This is a genomic window from Tenacibaculum sp. UWU-22 (assembly GCF_041021355.1).
Lineage (GTDB): Bacteria > Bacteroidota > Bacteroidia > Flavobacteriales > Flavobacteriaceae > Polaribacter.
The window spans coordinates 56,764-75,697 of the sequence record NZ_JBFNGP010000004.1; the positions used below are offsets into that span (position 1 = coordinate 56,764).

Annotated in this window: 15 protein-coding genes; 12 read left to right on the forward strand and 3 right to left on the reverse strand. The window is 31.0% G+C overall.

Translation table 11 applies throughout. The annotated features are described in order from the left end of the window. Positions 1–3: 3 nt before the first annotated feature. The 4 genes from AB2B44_RS07950 to AB2B44_RS07965 are packed head-to-tail and all read left to right on the forward strand — an operon-like array spanning position 4 to position 3,920. Positions 4–906 carry an ABC transporter ATP-binding protein gene (locus AB2B44_RS07950; protein WP_369049041.1) on the forward strand — a complete coding sequence of 301 codons (903 nt, stop codon included), beginning with the start codon at positions 4–6 and terminating at the stop codon, positions 904–906. 3 nt (positions 907–909) lie between these two features. Beyond that, positions 910–1,638: an ABC transporter ATP-binding protein gene (locus tag AB2B44_RS07955; protein ID WP_369049042.1), complete on the forward strand. Its 729-nt coding sequence runs from the start codon at positions 910–912 to the stop codon at positions 1,636–1,638. After that, the gene (locus AB2B44_RS07960) at positions 1,635–2,741 is read left to right on the forward strand and encodes an ABC transporter permease (RefSeq protein ID WP_369049043.1); all 1,107 of its coding nucleotides are present in this window, start codon (positions 1,635–1,637) and stop codon (positions 2,739–2,741) included. The genes AB2B44_RS07955 and AB2B44_RS07960 overlap by 4 nt, the downstream gene beginning before the upstream one ends. A gap of 57 nt (positions 2,742–2,798) precedes the next feature. Further along, entirely contained in the window at positions 2,799–3,920 is a 1,122-nt protein-coding gene (locus tag AB2B44_RS07965; protein ID WP_369049044.1) for an ABC transporter permease, read from the forward strand. A gap of 146 nt (positions 3,921–4,066) precedes the next feature. On the opposite strand, the gene mnmE is transcribed toward AB2B44_RS07965, so the two are convergent. Both mnmE and AB2B44_RS07975 read right to left on the reverse strand, forming a co-directional pair. Further along, positions 4,067–5,461: a tRNA uridine-5-carboxymethylaminomethyl(34) synthesis GTPase MnmE gene (mnmE, locus tag AB2B44_RS07970; RefSeq protein WP_369049045.1), complete on the reverse strand. Its 1,395-nt coding sequence runs from the start codon at positions 5,459–5,461 to the stop codon at positions 4,067–4,069. Between the two features lie 38 nt (positions 5,462–5,499). After that, complete coding sequence (locus AB2B44_RS07975) at positions 5,500–7,047, reverse strand: response regulator (protein ID WP_369049046.1); 1,548 nt, start codon at positions 7,045–7,047, stop codon at positions 5,500–5,502. Between the two features lie 132 nt (positions 7,048–7,179). On the opposite strand from AB2B44_RS07975, the gene AB2B44_RS07980 reads away from it, so the two are divergent. The 8 genes from AB2B44_RS07980 to AB2B44_RS08015 all read left to right on the forward strand — a co-directional run bounded on the left by AB2B44_RS07980 (position 7,180) and on the right by AB2B44_RS08015 (position 17,268). Continuing rightward, entirely contained in the window at positions 7,180–8,415 is a 1,236-nt protein-coding gene (locus AB2B44_RS07980; protein ID WP_369049047.1) for an HD domain-containing protein, read from the forward strand. A 29-nt stretch (positions 8,416–8,444) separates the two neighbouring features. Continuing rightward, positions 8,445–9,485, forward strand: coding sequence for a UDP-3-O-(3-hydroxymyristoyl)glucosamine N-acyltransferase (gene lpxD / locus AB2B44_RS07985; protein ID WP_369049048.1), 1,041 nt, complete (start codon positions 8,445–8,447; stop codon positions 9,483–9,485). Next, positions 9,478–10,869, forward strand: a complete 1,392-nt coding sequence (locus tag AB2B44_RS07990; protein ID WP_369049049.1) for a bifunctional UDP-3-O-[3-hydroxymyristoyl] N-acetylglucosamine deacetylase/3-hydroxyacyl-ACP dehydratase — start codon at positions 9,478–9,480, stop codon at positions 10,867–10,869. Before lpxD (AB2B44_RS07985) ends, AB2B44_RS07990 begins: the two co-directional genes overlap by 8 nt. A gap of 2 nt (positions 10,870–10,871) precedes the next feature. After that, the gene (gene lpxA / locus AB2B44_RS07995; RefSeq protein WP_369049050.1) at positions 10,872–11,654 is read left to right on the forward strand and encodes an acyl-ACP--UDP-N-acetylglucosamine O-acyltransferase; all 783 of its coding nucleotides are present in this window, start codon (positions 10,872–10,874) and stop codon (positions 11,652–11,654) included. 36 nt (positions 11,655–11,690) lie between these two features. Continuing rightward, a complete protein-coding gene (efp, locus tag AB2B44_RS08000) occupies positions 11,691–12,257 on the forward strand; it encodes an elongation factor P (protein WP_369049051.1) in 567 nt (188 codons plus the stop codon). Positions 12,258–12,312: 55 nt separating this feature from the next. Then, complete coding sequence (lpxD, locus tag AB2B44_RS08005) at positions 12,313–13,245, forward strand: UDP-3-O-(3-hydroxymyristoyl)glucosamine N-acyltransferase (protein WP_369049052.1); 933 nt, start codon at positions 12,313–12,315, stop codon at positions 13,243–13,245. 79 nt (positions 13,246–13,324) lie between these two features. Next, positions 13,325–14,200: a succinate--CoA ligase subunit alpha gene (sucD, locus tag AB2B44_RS08010; RefSeq protein WP_369049053.1), complete on the forward strand. Its 876-nt coding sequence runs from the start codon at positions 13,325–13,327 to the stop codon at positions 14,198–14,200. A gap of 104 nt (positions 14,201–14,304) precedes the next feature. Further along, positions 14,305–17,268 carry a M16 family metallopeptidase gene (locus AB2B44_RS08015; RefSeq protein WP_369049054.1) on the forward strand — a complete coding sequence of 988 codons (2,964 nt, stop codon included), beginning with the start codon at positions 14,305–14,307 and terminating at the stop codon, positions 17,266–17,268. Positions 17,269–17,385: 117 nt separating this feature from the next. On the opposite strand, the gene AB2B44_RS08020 is transcribed toward AB2B44_RS08015, so the two are convergent. Further along, the gene (locus tag AB2B44_RS08020) at positions 17,386–18,828 is read right to left on the reverse strand and encodes a S41 family peptidase (protein ID WP_369049055.1); all 1,443 of its coding nucleotides are present in this window, start codon (positions 18,826–18,828) and stop codon (positions 17,386–17,388) included. Positions 18,829–18,934: the final 106 nt, after the last annotated feature.

Genomic DNA, 18,934 nt, shown 5'->3' on the forward strand with positions numbered 1-18,934 from the left:
TTTGTGAGTATTACGATAACGAACATATCAAAATCTTATGGTAAAGTAAATGCTTTATCTAATATTTCATTTACGGTGCGCCCAGGAGAAATATTTGGACTTATTGGTCCTGACGGAGCGGGTAAAACCACTTTATTTCGCATACTTACCACATTGTTAATAGCCGATAAAGGAAAAGCTACTGTGGCAAATTTTGATGTAATTAATGATTATAAAAAAATACGAAATAATGTTGGTTATATGCCTGGTCGTTTTTCGTTATACCAAGATTTAACTGTTGAAGAAAATCTCCATTTTTTTGCTACTATTTTTGGTACAACCATACAAGAGAATTACGATTTAATAAAAGATATTTATGTACAAATAGAACCGTTTAAAAAACGAAGAGCAGGTAAATTATCTGGAGGAATGAAGCAAAAATTAGCCTTATGTTGTGCATTGATACATAAACCTAAAGTATTGTTTTTAGATGAACCTACAACAGGCGTAGACCCTGTTTCAAGAAAAGAATTTTGGGATATGCTCAAACGTTTACAACAAAAAAACATTACTATTTTAGTATCTACCCCATATATGGATGAGGCAGCTTTGTGTGATCGTATTGCCTTAATTGAAAATGGTAAAATACTAGAAATAGACGAGCCAAAGGCTATTGTTAGTCATTTTCCGAAGCCATTATATAATATTAATGCAGATAATATGTATAGGCTTATTCAAAGTTTACAAGCATATAAACACATGTATAGTGTTTTTCCTTTTGGTGAGTTTGTACACTATACCGATAATCGCAATGAATTTGATATTGCTGATTTAAAGAACTATTTACAGCAACAAGGGCTTAACAATATTTATATTAAAAGAACAGCACCAACCATAGAAGATACATTTATGGAATTGGCTAAATAATACATGGATAACAAGAACGTCATACAGGTAGAAAATTTGTCAAAGCTATTTGGCGATTTTATAGCGGTAAATAAAATAAGTTTTGAAGTAAAAGCAGGAGAAATTTTTGGATTTTTAGGAGCCAATGGCGCAGGAAAAACTACAGCTATGAAAATGCTTATCGGCATATCAAAACCCTCATCAGGTAAAGCTTCTGTGGCGGGTTTTGATGTGTATAAACAAGCAGAATCTATAAAAAAGAATATTGGATACATGAGTCAAAAATTTGCTTTATATGATGACCTAACGGTAAAAGAAAATATTAATTTTTTTGGAGGCATATATGGTTTATCTAAAAAACAAATAAACACAAAAAGCACAGAATTAGTTGAAGAACTAGGACTCGAAAAGGTTGTTAATAGTTTAGTAGCTTCTTTACCTTTGGGTTGGAAACAAAAGTTAGCATTTTCAGTATCGCTATTACATGAACCCAAAATTGTTTTTTTAGATGAACCCACAGGTGGAGTTGACCCGATTACTCGACGTCAGTTTTGGGAACTCATTTATAAAGCAGCGCATAAGGGTACTACTATTTTTGTGACTACTCATTATATGGATGAAGCCGAATATTGCAATCGGGTATCTATTATGGTTAATGGTAAAATTGAAGCGTTAGATTCTCCTAAAAATTTAAAATTACAGTATAAAACAAACACAATGAACGAGGTGTTTTTAAAGCTAGCAAGAGGATGAAACGGTTTATAGGTTTTGTAAGAAAAGAGTTTTATCACATATTTCGCGATAAGCGCTCTTTATTTATTTTGTTTGGAATGCCTATAGTACAAATACTACTATTTGGATTTGCCATTACCAACGAAATTAACAACGTAGACATTGCTGTTTTAGATCAGGCTAATGATACCACAACAAAAGAAATTATAAATAAAATAGCAGCTTCAAAACATTTTAATATTGTTGATATTATCAGGCAAGAATCATCAATACAATCTATTTTTAAAAGAGGAAAGGTAAAGGCAGTTATTCAATTTAAAAATAATTTTGGAAATAATCTTATAAAAGAAAAAAACGCTACAGTACAAATACTTACCGATGCTACAGAACCTAATATGGCAAGTACAATTAGTTATTATATTACCTCTATTCTTAAAAAATACCAACATCAATTACTTAAAAATACAACAACCAATTACTTAATAGTTCCTGAAAGTAGAATGGCTTATAATGCCGAATTAAAAAGCGTTTATATGTTTGTTCCAGGTGTAATGACCGTTATTTTAATGTTGGTTTCAGCAATGATGACCTCGATATCGATTACTCGTGAAAAAGAACAAGGCACTATGGAAATTTTATTAGTTTCTCCTTTAAAACCTTTTCAAGTCGTTATCGGTAAAGTGTTTCCGTACATTTTTTTATCTATTATTAACGCAATTATTATTGTGCTGTTGAGCATTTTTGTATTTAATGTACCTATAAGAGGAAGCTTGTTTTTATTTGGATTTGAAAGTGTATTATTTATTATTACGTCACTTGCTTTGGGCATTTTAATATCAACAATAGCCACAACACAACAAACGGCAATGATGATGTCTTTAATGGGTTTAATGCTTCCTACCATTTTACTTTCTGGTTTTATTTTTCCTATTACCAGCATGCCTTTGTTACTTCAAATTATTAGTAATGTTATTCCTGCAAAATGGTTTATTATTATTATAAAGGCTATTATGTTAAAGGGTGTTGGTATTAGCTATGTTTTAAAAGAAACACTGATACTTGTTGCTATGACTTTAGTATTTATTGGTATAAGTATAAAAAAATATAAAATTAGATTAGAGTAATATAAAATCAATACAAGAGTAGGGAGGTAAATCTTGTGAAACTAATATAAACGTTAAATGAAAATAATTTTTCACATTATAAAAAAGGAGTTTAAGCAAATCTTTAGAAATAAAGGAATGTTACCTATTATTTTTATTTTACCTGTTATACAATTACTCATTTTATCTAATGCGGCAACCTATGAAATAAAAAATATAACCTTTGGTTATGTTGATGCAGATAACAGTGTTATTTCTAGAGGATTAATAGATAAGTTTAAGGCGTCTACTTATTTTAACGTATCTCGTCGGTTTTCTTCTGAAAAAGAAGCTTCTAAAGCAATGTTAGAAGGAAAAATAAAGGCTTATATAAATATTCCTACACATTTAGAACAAGCATTACAAAAAAATAAAACAAAAGATATCGGTGTTTTTATAGACGCTATCGATGGTTCTGCGGCAGGGGTAATTAATGTTTATATAACCCAAATTATTCAAAACTATAACAAACATATTGCTACCCAGTTTATACCGCTTTCAAATACGTTTAAAAGACCCATCAGTATTGATAGTATACCGCTGTTTTGGTATAATAAAACGTTAAATTATAAAACATTTATGGTACCTGGTATTTTGGTATTGTTTGTTACCATGATTACGCTTTTTTTATCGGGTATGAATATTGTTAGAGAAAAGGAGATAGGCACCTTAGAACAAATTAATGTAACTCCTATAAAAAAACAACAGTTTATTATAGGTAAGCTGTTTCCGTTTTGGGTAATCGGTTTGGGGTTGTTAACTATCGGATTATTTCTTGCTAAGGTTATTTTTAATGTACCTATCTTAGGGAGCTTATCTTTGTTATATGGATATACCTCAATTTATATATTAGTAGTTTTAGGTATAGGTTTATTTATTTCAAACTTTACAGATACCCAACAACAAGCCATGTTTATTTCGTGGTTTTTTATGGTAATTTTTATTTTAATGAGTGGTTTATTTACGCCCATTGAAAGCATGCCTAAGTGGGCGCAACTGCTTACCGATTTTAATCCGATTAAATATTTTGTGCAAATTATACGAATGGTAATGCTTAAAGGAGCTGGATTTGTTGATATTTTACCATTAACTATTAAAACAGCTGTATATGCATTTATAATGAATAGTTTAGCCGTTTTAAGTTATAAAAAAACCAATTGATGTTTTATGCAATAATATTGTTATCCGTTATTTATTATTTACAAAAAGCACCAATGTATTAAGAAAAACAAATTGAATTGTAAACAAAGAGAATACTATTATGTTTAATAGTTATACTTAAACTTTAATAAATCATTTTTTTGGAACTACTTCCCGATACAGAAATTAGAGAAAATATGCCCTAAGATATCTTTATCAACATCATATTCACCCGTAATATTACCTAAATGACGTAAACATTCGCGAATATCAATGGCAAATAAGTCAGAAGGTAAATTATCTTCTATTCCTTGTTGCACCCCTGTAATTGCCAATAATGCATTATTTAAAGCTTCAAAATGTCTAGAATTGGTAACAATAGTTTGGTTGTTACTTAAAGCGCCTTTATTTACCAAGCTAGTAAGTTCTTGTTTTAGTTTATCAATAGCTATATTTTGTTTAGCAGAAAGTAAAATTAAATTGTCAATTTCTGATTGTAATATCAAAATTTCACTACTAGACAAGGTGTCAATTTTATTGGCAATAACTAATAAACGTTTATTCGGAAAACGTTGTTTAATTGTTTCAATTTCTTCTAAAAAAATGTTTTTAGAAGATAGGTACTTGTTAGCATCAATTAAAAAGATAATTAGTTGCGCATTTTCTGCTTTTTCGAATGCTTTTTTAATCCCTATATTTTCAATTGTATCTTCTGTTTCTCGAATTCCAGCGGTATCAATAAACCGAAAAACAGCTCCGTCAATAATCAATTCGTCTTCAATTGCATCGCGTGTAGTACCTGGAATGTCTGAAACAATGGCTTTTTCTTCGTTTAATAACGCATTTAAAAGGGTAGATTTACCAACATTAGGCTCTCCAATAATAGCTACAGAAATTCCGTTTTTCATAGCATTTCCAAAAGCAAACGAGTCGATTAATCGTTTTAATACCACACTTATTTTAGCGACTAGTTCTTTAAACTTTGCTCGATTGGCAAATTCAACATCTTCACCTGAAAAATCGAGTTCTAACTCAATTAAAGCCGCAAAATCTAATAATTGGGTGCGTAACTCTTTTAATTCGTTAGTAATACCCCCACGCATTTGCTGCATGGCTATTTGATGTGAAGCTTCAGAATTTGAAGCAATTACATCGGCTACGGCTTCTGCCTGACTTAAATCTATTTTACCATTTAAAAACGCTCGCATGGTAAACTCGCCATTATCAGCTATACGACAGCCATTTTGTAAAAAAAGTTGGATAATTTTTTGCTGTATAAAACTAGATCCATGACACGATATTTCAACCACATTTTCGCCAGTATAAGAATTAGGCCCTTTAAATATCGAAACCAATACTTGGTCGAGTACGATTTCTTTATCAACAATATATCCTAAGTGCAAGGTATGAGAGTTTTGACTTTTTAGTGTTTTACCTTTTTTTTTAGGTTTAAAAAAAGCACTAACAAGTGTTATTGCATCTTCACCAGAAAGTCGTATTATAGCAATTGCACCAACACCCGAAGGGGTTGCTAAAGCGATAATTGTATCGTTTTTAATCATCCTGCAAATATACGGAGTTTAAAAGTATATTTTTACTATTATTTAGGGGTGTAGGCTACACAAGGTATAATCATTTCTTCTAACGAAATTCCGCCATGTTGATAGGTGTTTTTGTAGTATTTTACAAAATGATTATAGTTGTTTCGGTAAGCAAAGAATAAATCTTCTTTAGCAAAAATAAATCGATCGTTAATGGTTGTTGATGGTAAAAAAATAGCCTTAGGATCTGTTACCGCATACACATCTTTATCTTGATACGTTAGGCTTTTTCCTGTTTTGTAACGTAAATTGGCACTAATATTTTTATCGCCAATCACTTTACTTGGATTTTTACAATTTATGGTTCCGTGGTCGGTAGTAATAATTAATTTTTGGTTTAATTCTTTAGCTTTTTTTATAATTTCAAATAACGATGAGTTTTTAAACCAGCTTTGTGTTAATGAGCGATAAGCTTTATCATCGCTAGCCAGCTCTTTTATTACTTCCATTTCGGTTTTAGCATGTGAAAGCATGTCAACAAAATTATAGACAATAACTGTTAAATCATTTTGTTTTGTAATATGGTAATTCTCAGCTAAATCTTTCCCTGCTTTTAAAGAAGTAATTTTATAATATTGATGTTTAATGGGTAGATTTAAGCGTTTAATTTGAGCGGTTAAAAAATCGTTTTCATATAAATTTTTACCACCTTCATCGGTGTCGTTTTTCCAGTAGTTGGGGTATAGATTATTCATATCTAAAGGCATCAAGCCAGAAAAAATAGCATTTCGGGCATATTGAGTGGCGGTAGGTAGTATACTGAGGTATGATTTTTCAGCTTCTTTTTTATAATAGTCATTTATAAAAGGTTCTAAAACTCGATACTGATCGTAACGTAGATTATCAATAACCACTAAAAGTACATTTTGCTTTTGTTGTAAATGTGGTACAACATAATTTTTAAATAGCGTGTGTGAAAATGTGGGGCTATCAGGGCTTGTTAACCAATTTTTATAGTTCTTTTTAATAAATTTAAAAAACAAACTATTTGCTTCAGATTTTTGAGTTTCTAAAATCTCTAGCATTTCAATATTGTTTGTGTTTTCTAATTCTAGTTCCCAATGAATCAGTTTTTTATATAAATCAACCCATTCTTCGTAAGTGTTTATCATTACCAAATCCATCGAAATTTTTCTAAATTCTTGTTGGTAATTAACACTTGTTTTTTCAGAAACTAATCGAGAGGTGTCTAAGTTTTTTTTAAGGCTTAATAAAATTTGATTTGGGTTTACGGGTTTTATTAAATAATCAGCTATTTTAGAGCCAATAGCTTCTTCCATAATATATTCTTCTTCGCTTTTAGTAATCATTACAACAGGTAGATTAGCTTGTTGTTGTTTAATCGTAGTTAACGTTTCTAGACCAGTAATTCCTGGCATATTTTCATCTAAAAAAACAATATCAAAATTATTTTCATTAACTAAATCTATAGCGTCAGCACCATTGTTAGCCGTGGTAACTTGATAGTCTTTTTGTTCTAAAAATAAAATATGAGGTTTTAATAAATCTATTTCGTCATCGACCCAAAGAATATGCATTTTATTCATAAAAAAAACTCTGTTTTATTGGTTAGTATACAAAGAAACGGTTAAAATAAGTTTTGTTATATTTAAAAATGATAAAAATACGTTAATAAATTTGGTTTTGTTAGCTTTGTACCTTAGTCTACAAAATTATAAATGAGTACAAACACCAATAAATTAAAAATACTTAACGATCCTGTTTACGGCTTTATAACAACCCCTAACTCTTTAATTTTTGATATTATAGAACATCCTTATTTTCAACGGTTACGCCGTGTAACACAAATGGGATTGTCTAATTTGGTGTATCCAGGGGCTAACCATACTCGTTTTCATCATGCTATTGGATGTATGCATTTGATGGAAAAAGCGGTTCAGGTTTTACGAACTAAAAAAGTGCTAATATCTACCGATGAAGCTACGGCTTTATACTTAGCTATTTTATTGCACGATATTGGTCATGGAGCGTTTTCACATGCCTTAGAAAATAGTATTGTTGATCATATTTCACACGAAGAAATTTCGTTGAAATTTATGCATGTATTAAATAAAGAATTTGAAGGTAAATTAAATTTAGCTATTGAAATTTTCACAGGAAAATACCATAGAAAATTTTTTAATCAATTAATTTCTAGTCAGTTAGATATTGATAGGTTAGATTATTTAAAACGCGACTCTTTTTACACAGGTGTTACTGAAGGTAATATTTCATCAGACAGAATAATTGCAATGATGCATGTAAAAAATGATGAATTAGTTATTGAACATAAAGGAATATACTCGGTAGAAAATTTTATCATAGCTCGTAGATTAATGTATTGGCAGGTATATTTACATAAAACGAGTTTGGTAGCCGAAAGTATGCTGGTAGGTATTTTAAAACGAGCTAAAGAATTAGCTAAAAAAGGGGTAGAGCTACCCGCAACAAAGCCATTGTATTATTTTTTATACAATCAAATTTCAAAAGAAAATTTTACAGATCAAACCTTAGATATTTTTTCCAAATTAGACGATTACGATGTGTTATCAGCAATAAAAGAATGGACTAATCATCAAGATAAAGTGCTTTCTAAACTGTCGCAAATGTTAATGAACCGAAATTTATTAAAAATAGAAATACAAGACACTGCATTTACTAAAGGATACCAACAAAAAATAATCGATAAAATACAAAACAAACTACAACTTTCTAAGACCGATTTAAGTTACTTTATTTTTACCGATAGCGTTTCAAATCAAGCCTACAACACACAAAAACCCATAAAAATACTTACCAAAAAACAAGAGTTAAAAGAATTGGCAAAAGCTTCAGACCAGTTAAACCTACAAACCCTTACCAAACCCGTAATAAAATATTATTTTTGCTATCCTAAAAAACTAATTTTAGATTAATCGTAGGTTTTTTTATATTTTTGCCCTTTATGAAATTTACAGCCAAACAAATAGCGGAAATTTTAGAAGGTGAAATAGAAGGAAATCCTGATAAAGAAGTTTCAAAATTATCTAAAATAGAAGAAGGAGAAGAAGGTTCTTTGACTTTTTTATCGAATCCTAAATATCAATCCTATCTATATACTACAAAAGCATCTATTACTATTGTAGATAAGGATTTTATTCTCGAAAAAAAAGTAAGTACCACACTTATAAAAGTAGAAAATGCTTATAAATCTTTTTCAAAACTATTAGAATTTTATAACGAAGTAAAAAACAATAAAACAGGGCGAGAAGAACCCCATTTTATATCGTCTACAGCCATTCTTGGCGCTAACGAATATATTGGTGCTTTTTCGTATATAGGTGAAAATGTTAGTATTGGTGAAAATGTAAAAATTTATCCCCATACATATATTGGAAATAATGTAATTATCGGCAATAATTGCACTCTTTTTTCAGGCGTAAAAATTTATTCAGAAACAAAAATAGGAAACGATTGTAAACTACATTCAGGCGTAATTATTGGTTCCGACGGATTTGGTTTTACACCTAATGAAAAAGGAGAATATAAAGCTGTTCCTCAAATAGGAAATGTTATTATTGAAGATAATGTTGACATTGGTTCTGGAACAACCATAGACAGAGCCACTTTAGGCTCTACAATAATAAGAAAAGGCGTAAAGTTAGACAATCAAATCCAGATTGCTCATAATGTAGAAATAGGCGAAAATACCGTAATAGCCTCACAAACTGGTGTAGCTGGTTCTACCAAAATAGGTAAAAATTGTATGATTGGAGGGCAAGTAGGCATTGTTGGGCATATTAGTATTGGCGATAATGTAAAAGTACAAGCACAATCAGGTATTTCTAAAAGTTTAAAAGATAATGAAACCGTTCAAGGTTCACCTGCTTTTTCATATCCCGATTTTAACAAATCGTATGTGCATTTTAGAAACCTACCTAAAACAGTAACCACCTTAAATAAAATAGAAACGAAGTTAAATACTCTAAAAATTAGTGATGAGTAAAAAACAAAAAACAATAAAACAGCAAATAACATTATCTGGTGTTGGATTACACACAGGTAACCATGTAACGATGACCTTTAAACCTGCTCCCGTAAATCATGGTTATGCATTTACACGAGTAGATTTAGAAGGAAAACCTACTATTGAAGCTAAAGCAGACTATGTATTTGATACTCAAAGGGGTACTAACCTTAAAAAAAATGGCGTATTAATACAAACATCTGAACATGTTTTGGCAGCAGCAGTAGGGTTAGAAATTGATAATTTATTAATAGAAATAGATGCTGCTGAACCACCTATTATGGATGGCTCTTCAAAGTTTTTTATTGAAGCTTTAGAAAAAGCTGGTGTGGTTGAGCAAGATGCTGATATTGAAGAATATGTTGTAAAAGAAATCATTTCATATAAAGATCCTGTTTCTGGTAGCGAAATAATTTTAATGCCTGCAGACGAATACCAAATAACTACTATGGTAGATTTTGGAACTAAAGTTTTAGGCACTCAAAATGCCACCCTAAACAGCATTTCAGAATTTAAAACTGAAATTTCTGCGGCTCGAACATTTAGCTTTTTGCACGAAATAGAAATGCTTTTAAATAACGATTTAATTAAAGGTGGCGATTTAAATAATGCCATTGTGTATGTAGACAAAGAACTATCATTAGACACAATGGAAAAATTAAAAAAAGCGTTTAAAAAAGACGATATTAAAGTAAAACCTAACGGTATACTCGATAATTTAACATTACATTGGGCAAATGAAGCGGCACGACATAAACTATTAGATGTTATTGGCGATTTAGCTTTAGTAGGCACCCGTATTCGAGGTAAAATAATAGCCAATAAGCCAGGGCATGCTGTAAATTCAGCATTTGCTAAAAAATTAACGAATATTATAAAAAAAGAAAAACGAAATAATGTTCCGCGATTTGATTTAAATCAACCTCCATTAATGGATATTCATAAAATTATGAGTATTCTACCTCACCGCCCTCCATTTTTGTTAATTGATAGAATTTTAGAATTATCAGATAAACACGTGGTTGGTATGAAAAATGTTACGATGAACGAAAGTTTTTTTGTAGGACATTTTCCTGGAGCACCTGTTATGCCTGGAGTTTTACAAGTAGAAGCAATGGCTCAATGTGGGGGTATATTGGTATTAAGCACTGTACCCGACCCTGAAAATTACTTAACATATTTCATGAAAATGGATAATGTTAAATTTAAACAAAAAGTATTACCGGGCGACACGCTTATTTTTAATGCCGAATTAATATCACCTATTCGTAGAGGTATTTGTCATATGCAGTCGTATGCTTATGCAAACGGAAAATTAGTAGCAGAAGCAGAATTAATGGCACAAATTTCAAGACAAAAATAAGTATGAATCAGCCTTTAGCCTACGTACATCCACAAGCAAAAATTGCTCGAAATGTGGTAATAGAACCTTTTACAACTATACATCCTAACGTAGAAATAGGATCGGGCACATGGATTGGTTCTAACGTTACCATTATGGAAGGAGCCCGTATTGGAAACAATTGTCGTATTTTTCCAGGAGCTGTTATTTCGGCAGTACCCCAAGATTTAAAATACAACGACGAAGAAACCTTAACTATTATTGGAAACAATGTAACTATAAGAGAATATGTTACCATAAATAAAGGTACCAATGATAGAATGAAAACAGTAGTAGGAGACAATTGCTTAATTATGGCATATTGCCACGTGGCACATGATTGTGTTGTAGGTGATAACTGTATTTTTTCAAATAATACCACTTTAGCAGGACATATTAATGTAGGAAATCATGTGGTATTAGCAGGCATGGTTGCCGTACATCAATTTTGTTCTATTGGCGATTATGCATTTGTTACAGGGGGGTCTTTAGTACGAAAAGATGTTCCGCCTTATGTTAAAGCAGGGCGTGAACCTTTGTCGTATGTCGGAATCAATTCAATAGGATTACGTAGAAGAGGCTTTGAAGCCGAGAAAATAAGAGAAATTCAAGACATTTATCGAATTTTATATCAAAAAAACTATAACAATACCCAAGCATTAGAAAAAATAGAAGCTGAAATGGAGGCAACTCCAGAACGAGACGAAATTTTACAATTTGTTCGCGACTCTCAAAGAGGTGTTATGAAAGGGTATTTTGGAGGATAAAATAATAAACCATAAAATAAAAATAGCATATTACATATGGCATCAACATCAGATATTAAAAAAGGACTATGTATAAAATATAGTAATGATATTTATAAAATTATCGAATTTTTACACGTAAAGCCAGGTAAAGGACCAGCCTTTGTTAGAACCAAATTAAAAAGTGTAACCACAGGTAAAGTTATCGATAATACTTTTTCTGCAGGACACAAAATAGAAGATGTTCGAGTAGAAACACATAAATATCAATATTTATATGCCGAAGGCGATACTTTTCATTTTATGAATACAGATGATTATAATCAAATTTCGTTACAAAAATCAGTTTTAGATGCTCCAGATTTATTAAAAGAAGGAGAGGTGGTAACCGTTTTAATTAATACTGAAGATAGTTTACCTTTATCTGTAGAAATGCCATCGCACGTAATTTTAGAAATAACCCATACAGAACCTGGGGTAAAAGGTAATACAGCTACTAATGCTACTAAACCTGCTACCGTAGAAACAGGAGCTCGAATTAATGTGCCTTTATTTATTAACGAAGGTGATAAAGTAAAAATAGATACTGAAAAAGGAGCATATACTGAACGTATAAAAGAATAAAAATCTCTAAAACAGGTATTGTCTAGTATTAGATTTTATTAGCTACAACAAAAACATGAAATTTAAACAACCTCAAACTTTAGCACAAATAGCTTCGTTATTAAATATCGATTTTGTAGGCGATAAAAATTTTACCATAACAGGTATAAATGAAATTCATGTAGTTGAAAAAGGAGATATTGTTTTTGTTGATCATCCAAAATACTATCAAAAAGCTTTAGATTCTGCCGCAACAACCATATTAATTAATAAAAAAGTTGCGTGTCCAGAAGGTAAAGCCTTATTAATTTCGAACGACCCGTTTAGCGATTTTAATAAAGTAACAAAACATTTTAGTCCTCTTATAACCGAAGCAGCTAAAGAAAATATTTCTAAAAGTGCCGTAATCGGTGAAAATACGATTATTCAGCCTAATGTTTTTATAGGCGATAACGTTAGTATTGGTAAAAATTGTTTGATTCACCCAAATGTTACCATATATAACAATTCTGTGATTGGCAATAACGTTACTATTCATGCAAATACAGTTATTGGAGCCGATGCTTTTTATTATAAAAACAGACCTCAAGGTTTTGATAAATTACTTTCATGTGGTAGGGTGGTTATAAAAGACAATGTAGATATTGGAGCTTCTTGTACTATAGACAAAGGAGTAACTGGTGATACCATTATTAAAGAAGGCACAAAAATAGATAACCAAGTACACGTTGGTCACGATACAAAAATTGGTAAAAAATGTTTAATTGCTTCACAAACAGGTATTGCAGGCTGTGTTATTATTGAAGATGAGGTTACTCTTTGGGGGCAAGTAGGTACGGCAAGCGGAATAACAATTGGCGAAAAAGCAATTGTATTGGGGCAAACAGGCGTTACAAAATCTATTGCAGGAGGAAAAACATATTTTGGAACACCAATTTCTGAGTCAAGAGAAAAATTAAAAGAATTAGCAGCCATCAAGCGTATTGTTAAAAACGCTTCCGCTAAATAAAAATATAAAAAATGGTTTTTTAGTAGATTACAAAAAACTATTTTTGTCACATAAAAAAAAATAATATAAAAATAAACCAATGAGTGTTTTAGTAAATAAAGATTCAAAAATAATAGTACAAGGCTTTACGGGAAGTGAAGGCACATTTCACGCAGGTCAAATGATTGATTATGGTACAAATGTAGTTGGCGGTGTAACCCCTGGAAAAGGCGGTCAAGAACATTTAGGAAAACCTGTTTTTAATACCGTTTCAGATGCTGTAAAAAAAGTAGGTGCCGATACCTCAATTATATTTGTACCCCCTGCATTTGCTGCTGATGCTATTATGGAGTCTGCCGATGCGGGTATTAAAGTAATTATTTGTATTACAGAAGGAATTCCAACGGAAGACATGGTAAAAGTAAAAGCGTATATAGATGCTAAAGAAAACTGTACCTTAGTTGGTCCTAACTGCCCTGGGGTAATTACACCAGAAGAAGCTAAAGTGGGTATTATGCCTGGGTTTATATTTAAAAAAGGAAAAGTAGGTATCGTATCTAAATCAGGAACTTTGACCTACGAAGCTGCTGACCAAGTAGTAAAACAAGGCTATGGTATTACTACTGCTATTGGTATTGGTGGTGATCCTATTATTGGTACCACAACAAAAGAAGCTGTTGAATTATTAATGAATGATAATGAAACAGAAGCTATTGTAATGATTGGTGAAATAGGGGGTAATTTAGAAGCAGAGGCTGCTCGATGGATTAAAGCTGATGGAAATCGTAAACCTGTTGTAGGGTTTATTGCAGGACAAACCGCTCCTGCTGGTAGAACTATGGGACACGCTGGAGCAATTGTTGGTGGAGCAGACGATACTGCTCAAGCTAAAATGAAAATTTTAGCAGAAAATGGTATTCATGTGGTTAGTTCACCTGCTAAAATTGGAGAAACAATAGCAAAAGTATTAGCTTAATTGTTAAAATATACTTAAAAAAAATAGTTTTAAAATCGACTACTATATCTTAGTAGTCGATTTTTTTATTAAAAAACATACAAACTAACTCAAACTAAAAAAATATGAAAAAAATTTATCAAGTTTTAGGTGTTTGTCTTTTTATTCTTATAACAAGCTGTAAAACAGACGAATCTTCTGAAATTAAAACAGAGCAACATGTTGACTCTAACCAAATTTCATACACAACCGTTACCAATGACCCTACAGGGTTACGTTTATACACCTTAAAAAACGGATTAAAAGTATACCTAAGTAAAAACACAGACGAGCCTAAAATTCAAACCTATATAGCTGTTAGAGCAGGTTCTAATTACGACCCTAAAAATTCAACAGGTTTAGCTCATTATTTAGAGCATATGTTATTTAAAGGAACACACAAAATTGGAACACAAGATTGGGAAAAAGAAAAAGGATACTTAAAAAAAATATCCGACTTATATGAAGCGCATAGAGCTACAAAAGATGAAAACCAAAAAAAACTAATTTATAAACAAATCGATAAAGTTTCTTTAGAGGCCTCTAATTATGCAATTGCAAACGAATATGATAAAATGGCTGCTTCATTAGGTGCTACAGGTACCAATGCGCATACTTGGTTTGAAGAAACGATATATAAAAATAAAATACCAGCAAACGAACTAGATAAATGGATTGATTTAGAAGCTGAACGCTTTAGCACTCTTGTATTACGGTTATTCCACACAGAATTAGAAGCTGTTTTCGAAGAATTTAATAGAGGGCAAGATAATGATTTTAGAAAAAGTTATGCGGCTATGTTAGATGGTCTTTTTCCAACTCACCCTTATGGGCAACAAACTACCATTGGAACAGGGCATGACTTAAAAAATCCATCGATGGTAGATATTCATCATTATTTTGATACCTACTATGTTCCTAACAATATGGCAATTGTATTAGTAGGTGATATAGATTTTGACACAACAATTAAAAAAATTAACGATACATTCGGTAAATTCAAGAAAAAAGAAGTAACCCACCCAACGCTACCCAAAGAACAGCCCATTACTAAGCCTATTTTAAAAGAAGTGTACGGGCCAACATCAGAAAATGTTACGGTATCTTTTCGTTCAAAAGGGGTAAATACTGAAGAAATGAAATTTGTTACGTTATGTGATATGATTTTATCAAATGGTAATGCAGGCTTAATTGATTTAGATTTAAACCAAAAGCAAAAAGTACAAACAGCAGGTAGTTCTACCTTGTTTTTAAATGATTATGGCTTTCATAGGTTTTCTGCAACACCTAAATCAGGGCAATCCTTAGAACAAGCTAAAGACTTGTTATTAGGTGAAATAGAAAAACTAAAAAAAGGTGAATTTGACGATTGGATGATTAAAGCAGTAATAAACGATCTTAAGTTAACCCAAACTCGCCAATACGAAAATAGTGTTGCTTTAGCCACCGCTTATTACAATGCTTTTATACATCACGAAAACTGGACAGATAAAGTGAAGTTTTTAGACGATTTAAAAAAAATTTCGAAAAAACAATTAGTTGATTTTGCCAATTCGTTTTATAAAAATAATTATGTAGTTACCTACAAGCGTAAAGGTGAAGATAAAAACATTGTAAAAGTTGAAAATCCAGGTATAACACCTGTTCATTTAAATAGAGATAAAAGTTCTGCTTTTATAACAGCTTTTAATAAAATACAATCAAAACCACTACAACCTAAATTTATAGATTATAAAGAAGCATTAAAACAAACGAAAACCGAAAGTGGTATTCCGGTTACCTATGTTACAAATAAACAAAACGATTTATTCGATTTAAATATTATTTTCGATATGGGTAAGGATAATAATAAAAAGTTAAGTATAGCTGCAGGTTATCTAGAATATTTAGGCACCGATAAATATACTGCCGAACAACTAAAAAAAGAATTTTATAAACTTGGGGTAGATTATTATGTAAGTGCTCAAAGTGATAAAACATACGTAGGTTTAAGAGGGTTACAAGAAAATTTACCAAAAGGTTTAGAATTATTAGAACATCTTTGGAATCATGCTAAAGCAGACCAAAAAGCCTATGATAAATATGTTGAAAAAATAGATAAGAGTCGTCAAGATGCAAAAACACAAAAAGGAAATATTCTTTGGAGTGGGCTAATGAATTACGGAATGTATGGCGAAAATTCTAGGTTGCGAGACATTATGCAAATAGATGAATTAAAAGCCATTAACCCTGAAGAATTGGTAAATATTATTAAAGACATGAAAAACTATAAGCAACGTGTTTTTTACTACGGAAAAAATGTAGACCTTGCTATAGACGCTTTAAACAAAAACCATAAAATTTATGGAGAATTAAAAGATTATCCAGAAGCTAAAGAATATAAAAATATTGATACTGGAGGTAATGTGTTTTTCACTAATTACGATATGGTACAAGCCGAATTACTATTTTTAGCAAAAGGAGCTCCTTTTGACCCTAAAAACATAGCGGTTTCTGCTTTATTTAACACCTATTTTGGTAGTGGTTTATCATCTATTGTATTTCAAGAAATTCGTGAAAGTAAATCGTTAGCCTACTCAGCATTTGCTGGTTACAATAAAGCTAGCAAAAAAGGGAAGCCTAATTATGTTATAGCCTACATAGGTACACAAGCTAATAAATTAGAAGAAGCGGTTAATGCGATGATGCATTTAATGAATAATATGCCAGAGGCAGAAAAACAATTTAAAGCGGCAAAAGAGGCTACTCTAAAGAAAATAGCAGCCGAAAGAATTACCAAATCAAATATTTTTTGGAATTATGAAAGATTAAAAAAATTAGGTATCGACCACGATAATCGTAAAGAAATTTACAATGCCATAAAAAATATGACAATGAAAGATCTTAAAGATTTCTTTGATAAGAATATTAAAGGACAGTCGTATAATGTTTTAGTAATTGGTAATAAAAAAGAATTAGACGCCAAAGCATTACAAAAACTAGGTAAAATAAAAGAATTAGATGTTGATTACTTGTTTAATTACATTAATAAAAAAGAAGTAAAACAGTAAGTAATTTTTTTTAGTTTTCAGCTAAAAAAAGCCTGTTTAAAGTTAAACTTTAAACAGGCTTTTTATTTTCGATGTTGTCTCGTCTTAATATATGAAAGTGTAATCAAAAATTTTATACTACTTTAATTTCACATACATATTATTATGAGTTGGTTTTTGTAACATAGAGTTTGTAAATTCTTTTAATTCTTGAGGTGGTAATGTGGTGCTGGTAGATTGTCGGCTACCCGTAGTAATAAAAGTAATAGCTCTATGTAATAACGGTTCGTCTGTATCGCCTAATACCCCCAAGTTACCATAATCTTCGGGTAGTTTAATAGTAGGTTCAAAACCATCTTTATTATTTGTTCCGTCTTTATTAATCATTTCGAGTACTATAGGCTGCATTGCCCAAGTATGATCTGGGTTTACATTTTCTTTTGAAAAATCGGGTGAATCGTATAAAGTAACCGAACCTACGTATTTTCCATGTGTTTTAGTACCTATTAGGTTTACGTTGCTTTTACCTAAATAAGGAATTAAACCATTAATAACTAGTTCAGAAGCAGAGGCAGAATTACCCGTAGTAATAAAATAAATAGAATTTAATGCTAAACTGTTAATGGTTCTAGGTGTTTCTTCATTACTATTTTTTATCTGATCTCTAAAATTATTGTTTAAATATTCAGGGTTTACAACTGCTTCAACTTTTGGATTCCATAATTCTTTTGCAAACAATTGCCCCGTAAATTGTCCCGTAATCATACTTGCTAAATAAACCGCTGTTCGAACAGAGCCGCCACCATTATATCGTAAATCTATAATTAAATCATCAATACCCGCAGCTTTAAAATCAGCAAAAACAGCATTTAAATCATCGTCAAAATCACTCACAAAACCGTTATATAATAAATAACCTATTTTTTTACTTCCTTCGTTAAAAACGGCTGTTTTGTATATGGGGTTTTCTAAATATTCGCTCTTACTTAAATTAATAGTTGTTTCATTGGTAATAGGGTCTCCATAATTATAATCCGCTAAAGAAATTGTATAAGAGTCAGCACTTGAAAACAGCAAGCTTTTATAATTATTAGGGGTAAGTTGTATTCCGTTTATTTCGGTAAAAATCATGCCACGGGTAACACCTTTGGCTTCTGCATCGGTTTCTTTAGCTACATATTTTACAAATCCAAAAACTTTTGAATTATCACTTTTATAATACACCAAACCAAACTCCATTCCGTTTGTTTTAGTAACCCCTTTAAATGATTGCTCTAAAGCTACATAATCACTTACAATCCAAGACCACTTATCTATGGTATCTCTTTTATATAATAAATTTTCAAATAAGTTTGAAGGGTCGTTATATCCAGATAAATAGTTGGTTAATTGTTCGTTTGAGCTAAAACGTGTGTCAGCTAAATCTGCAATTTCAGGTTGCCATAAATAGTATGCGTTTAAACCTTTCCAAATAAAATTTTGTACCGCAACATCTTTAGGTATCGTAGAATCTTTTTTAGAACAATTAATTAGTAATAGAGTAATTGAGCAAAAAACAGTAATTTTAATAAATTTATTCATCACAATAGTAACGCTATATGGTTTTGTATATTACAAATTAGCTAAAAATATTTTAAAATAAATAATTAAATTTTTTATTTTTATTTGTAACAAAAAAAGTATTGCC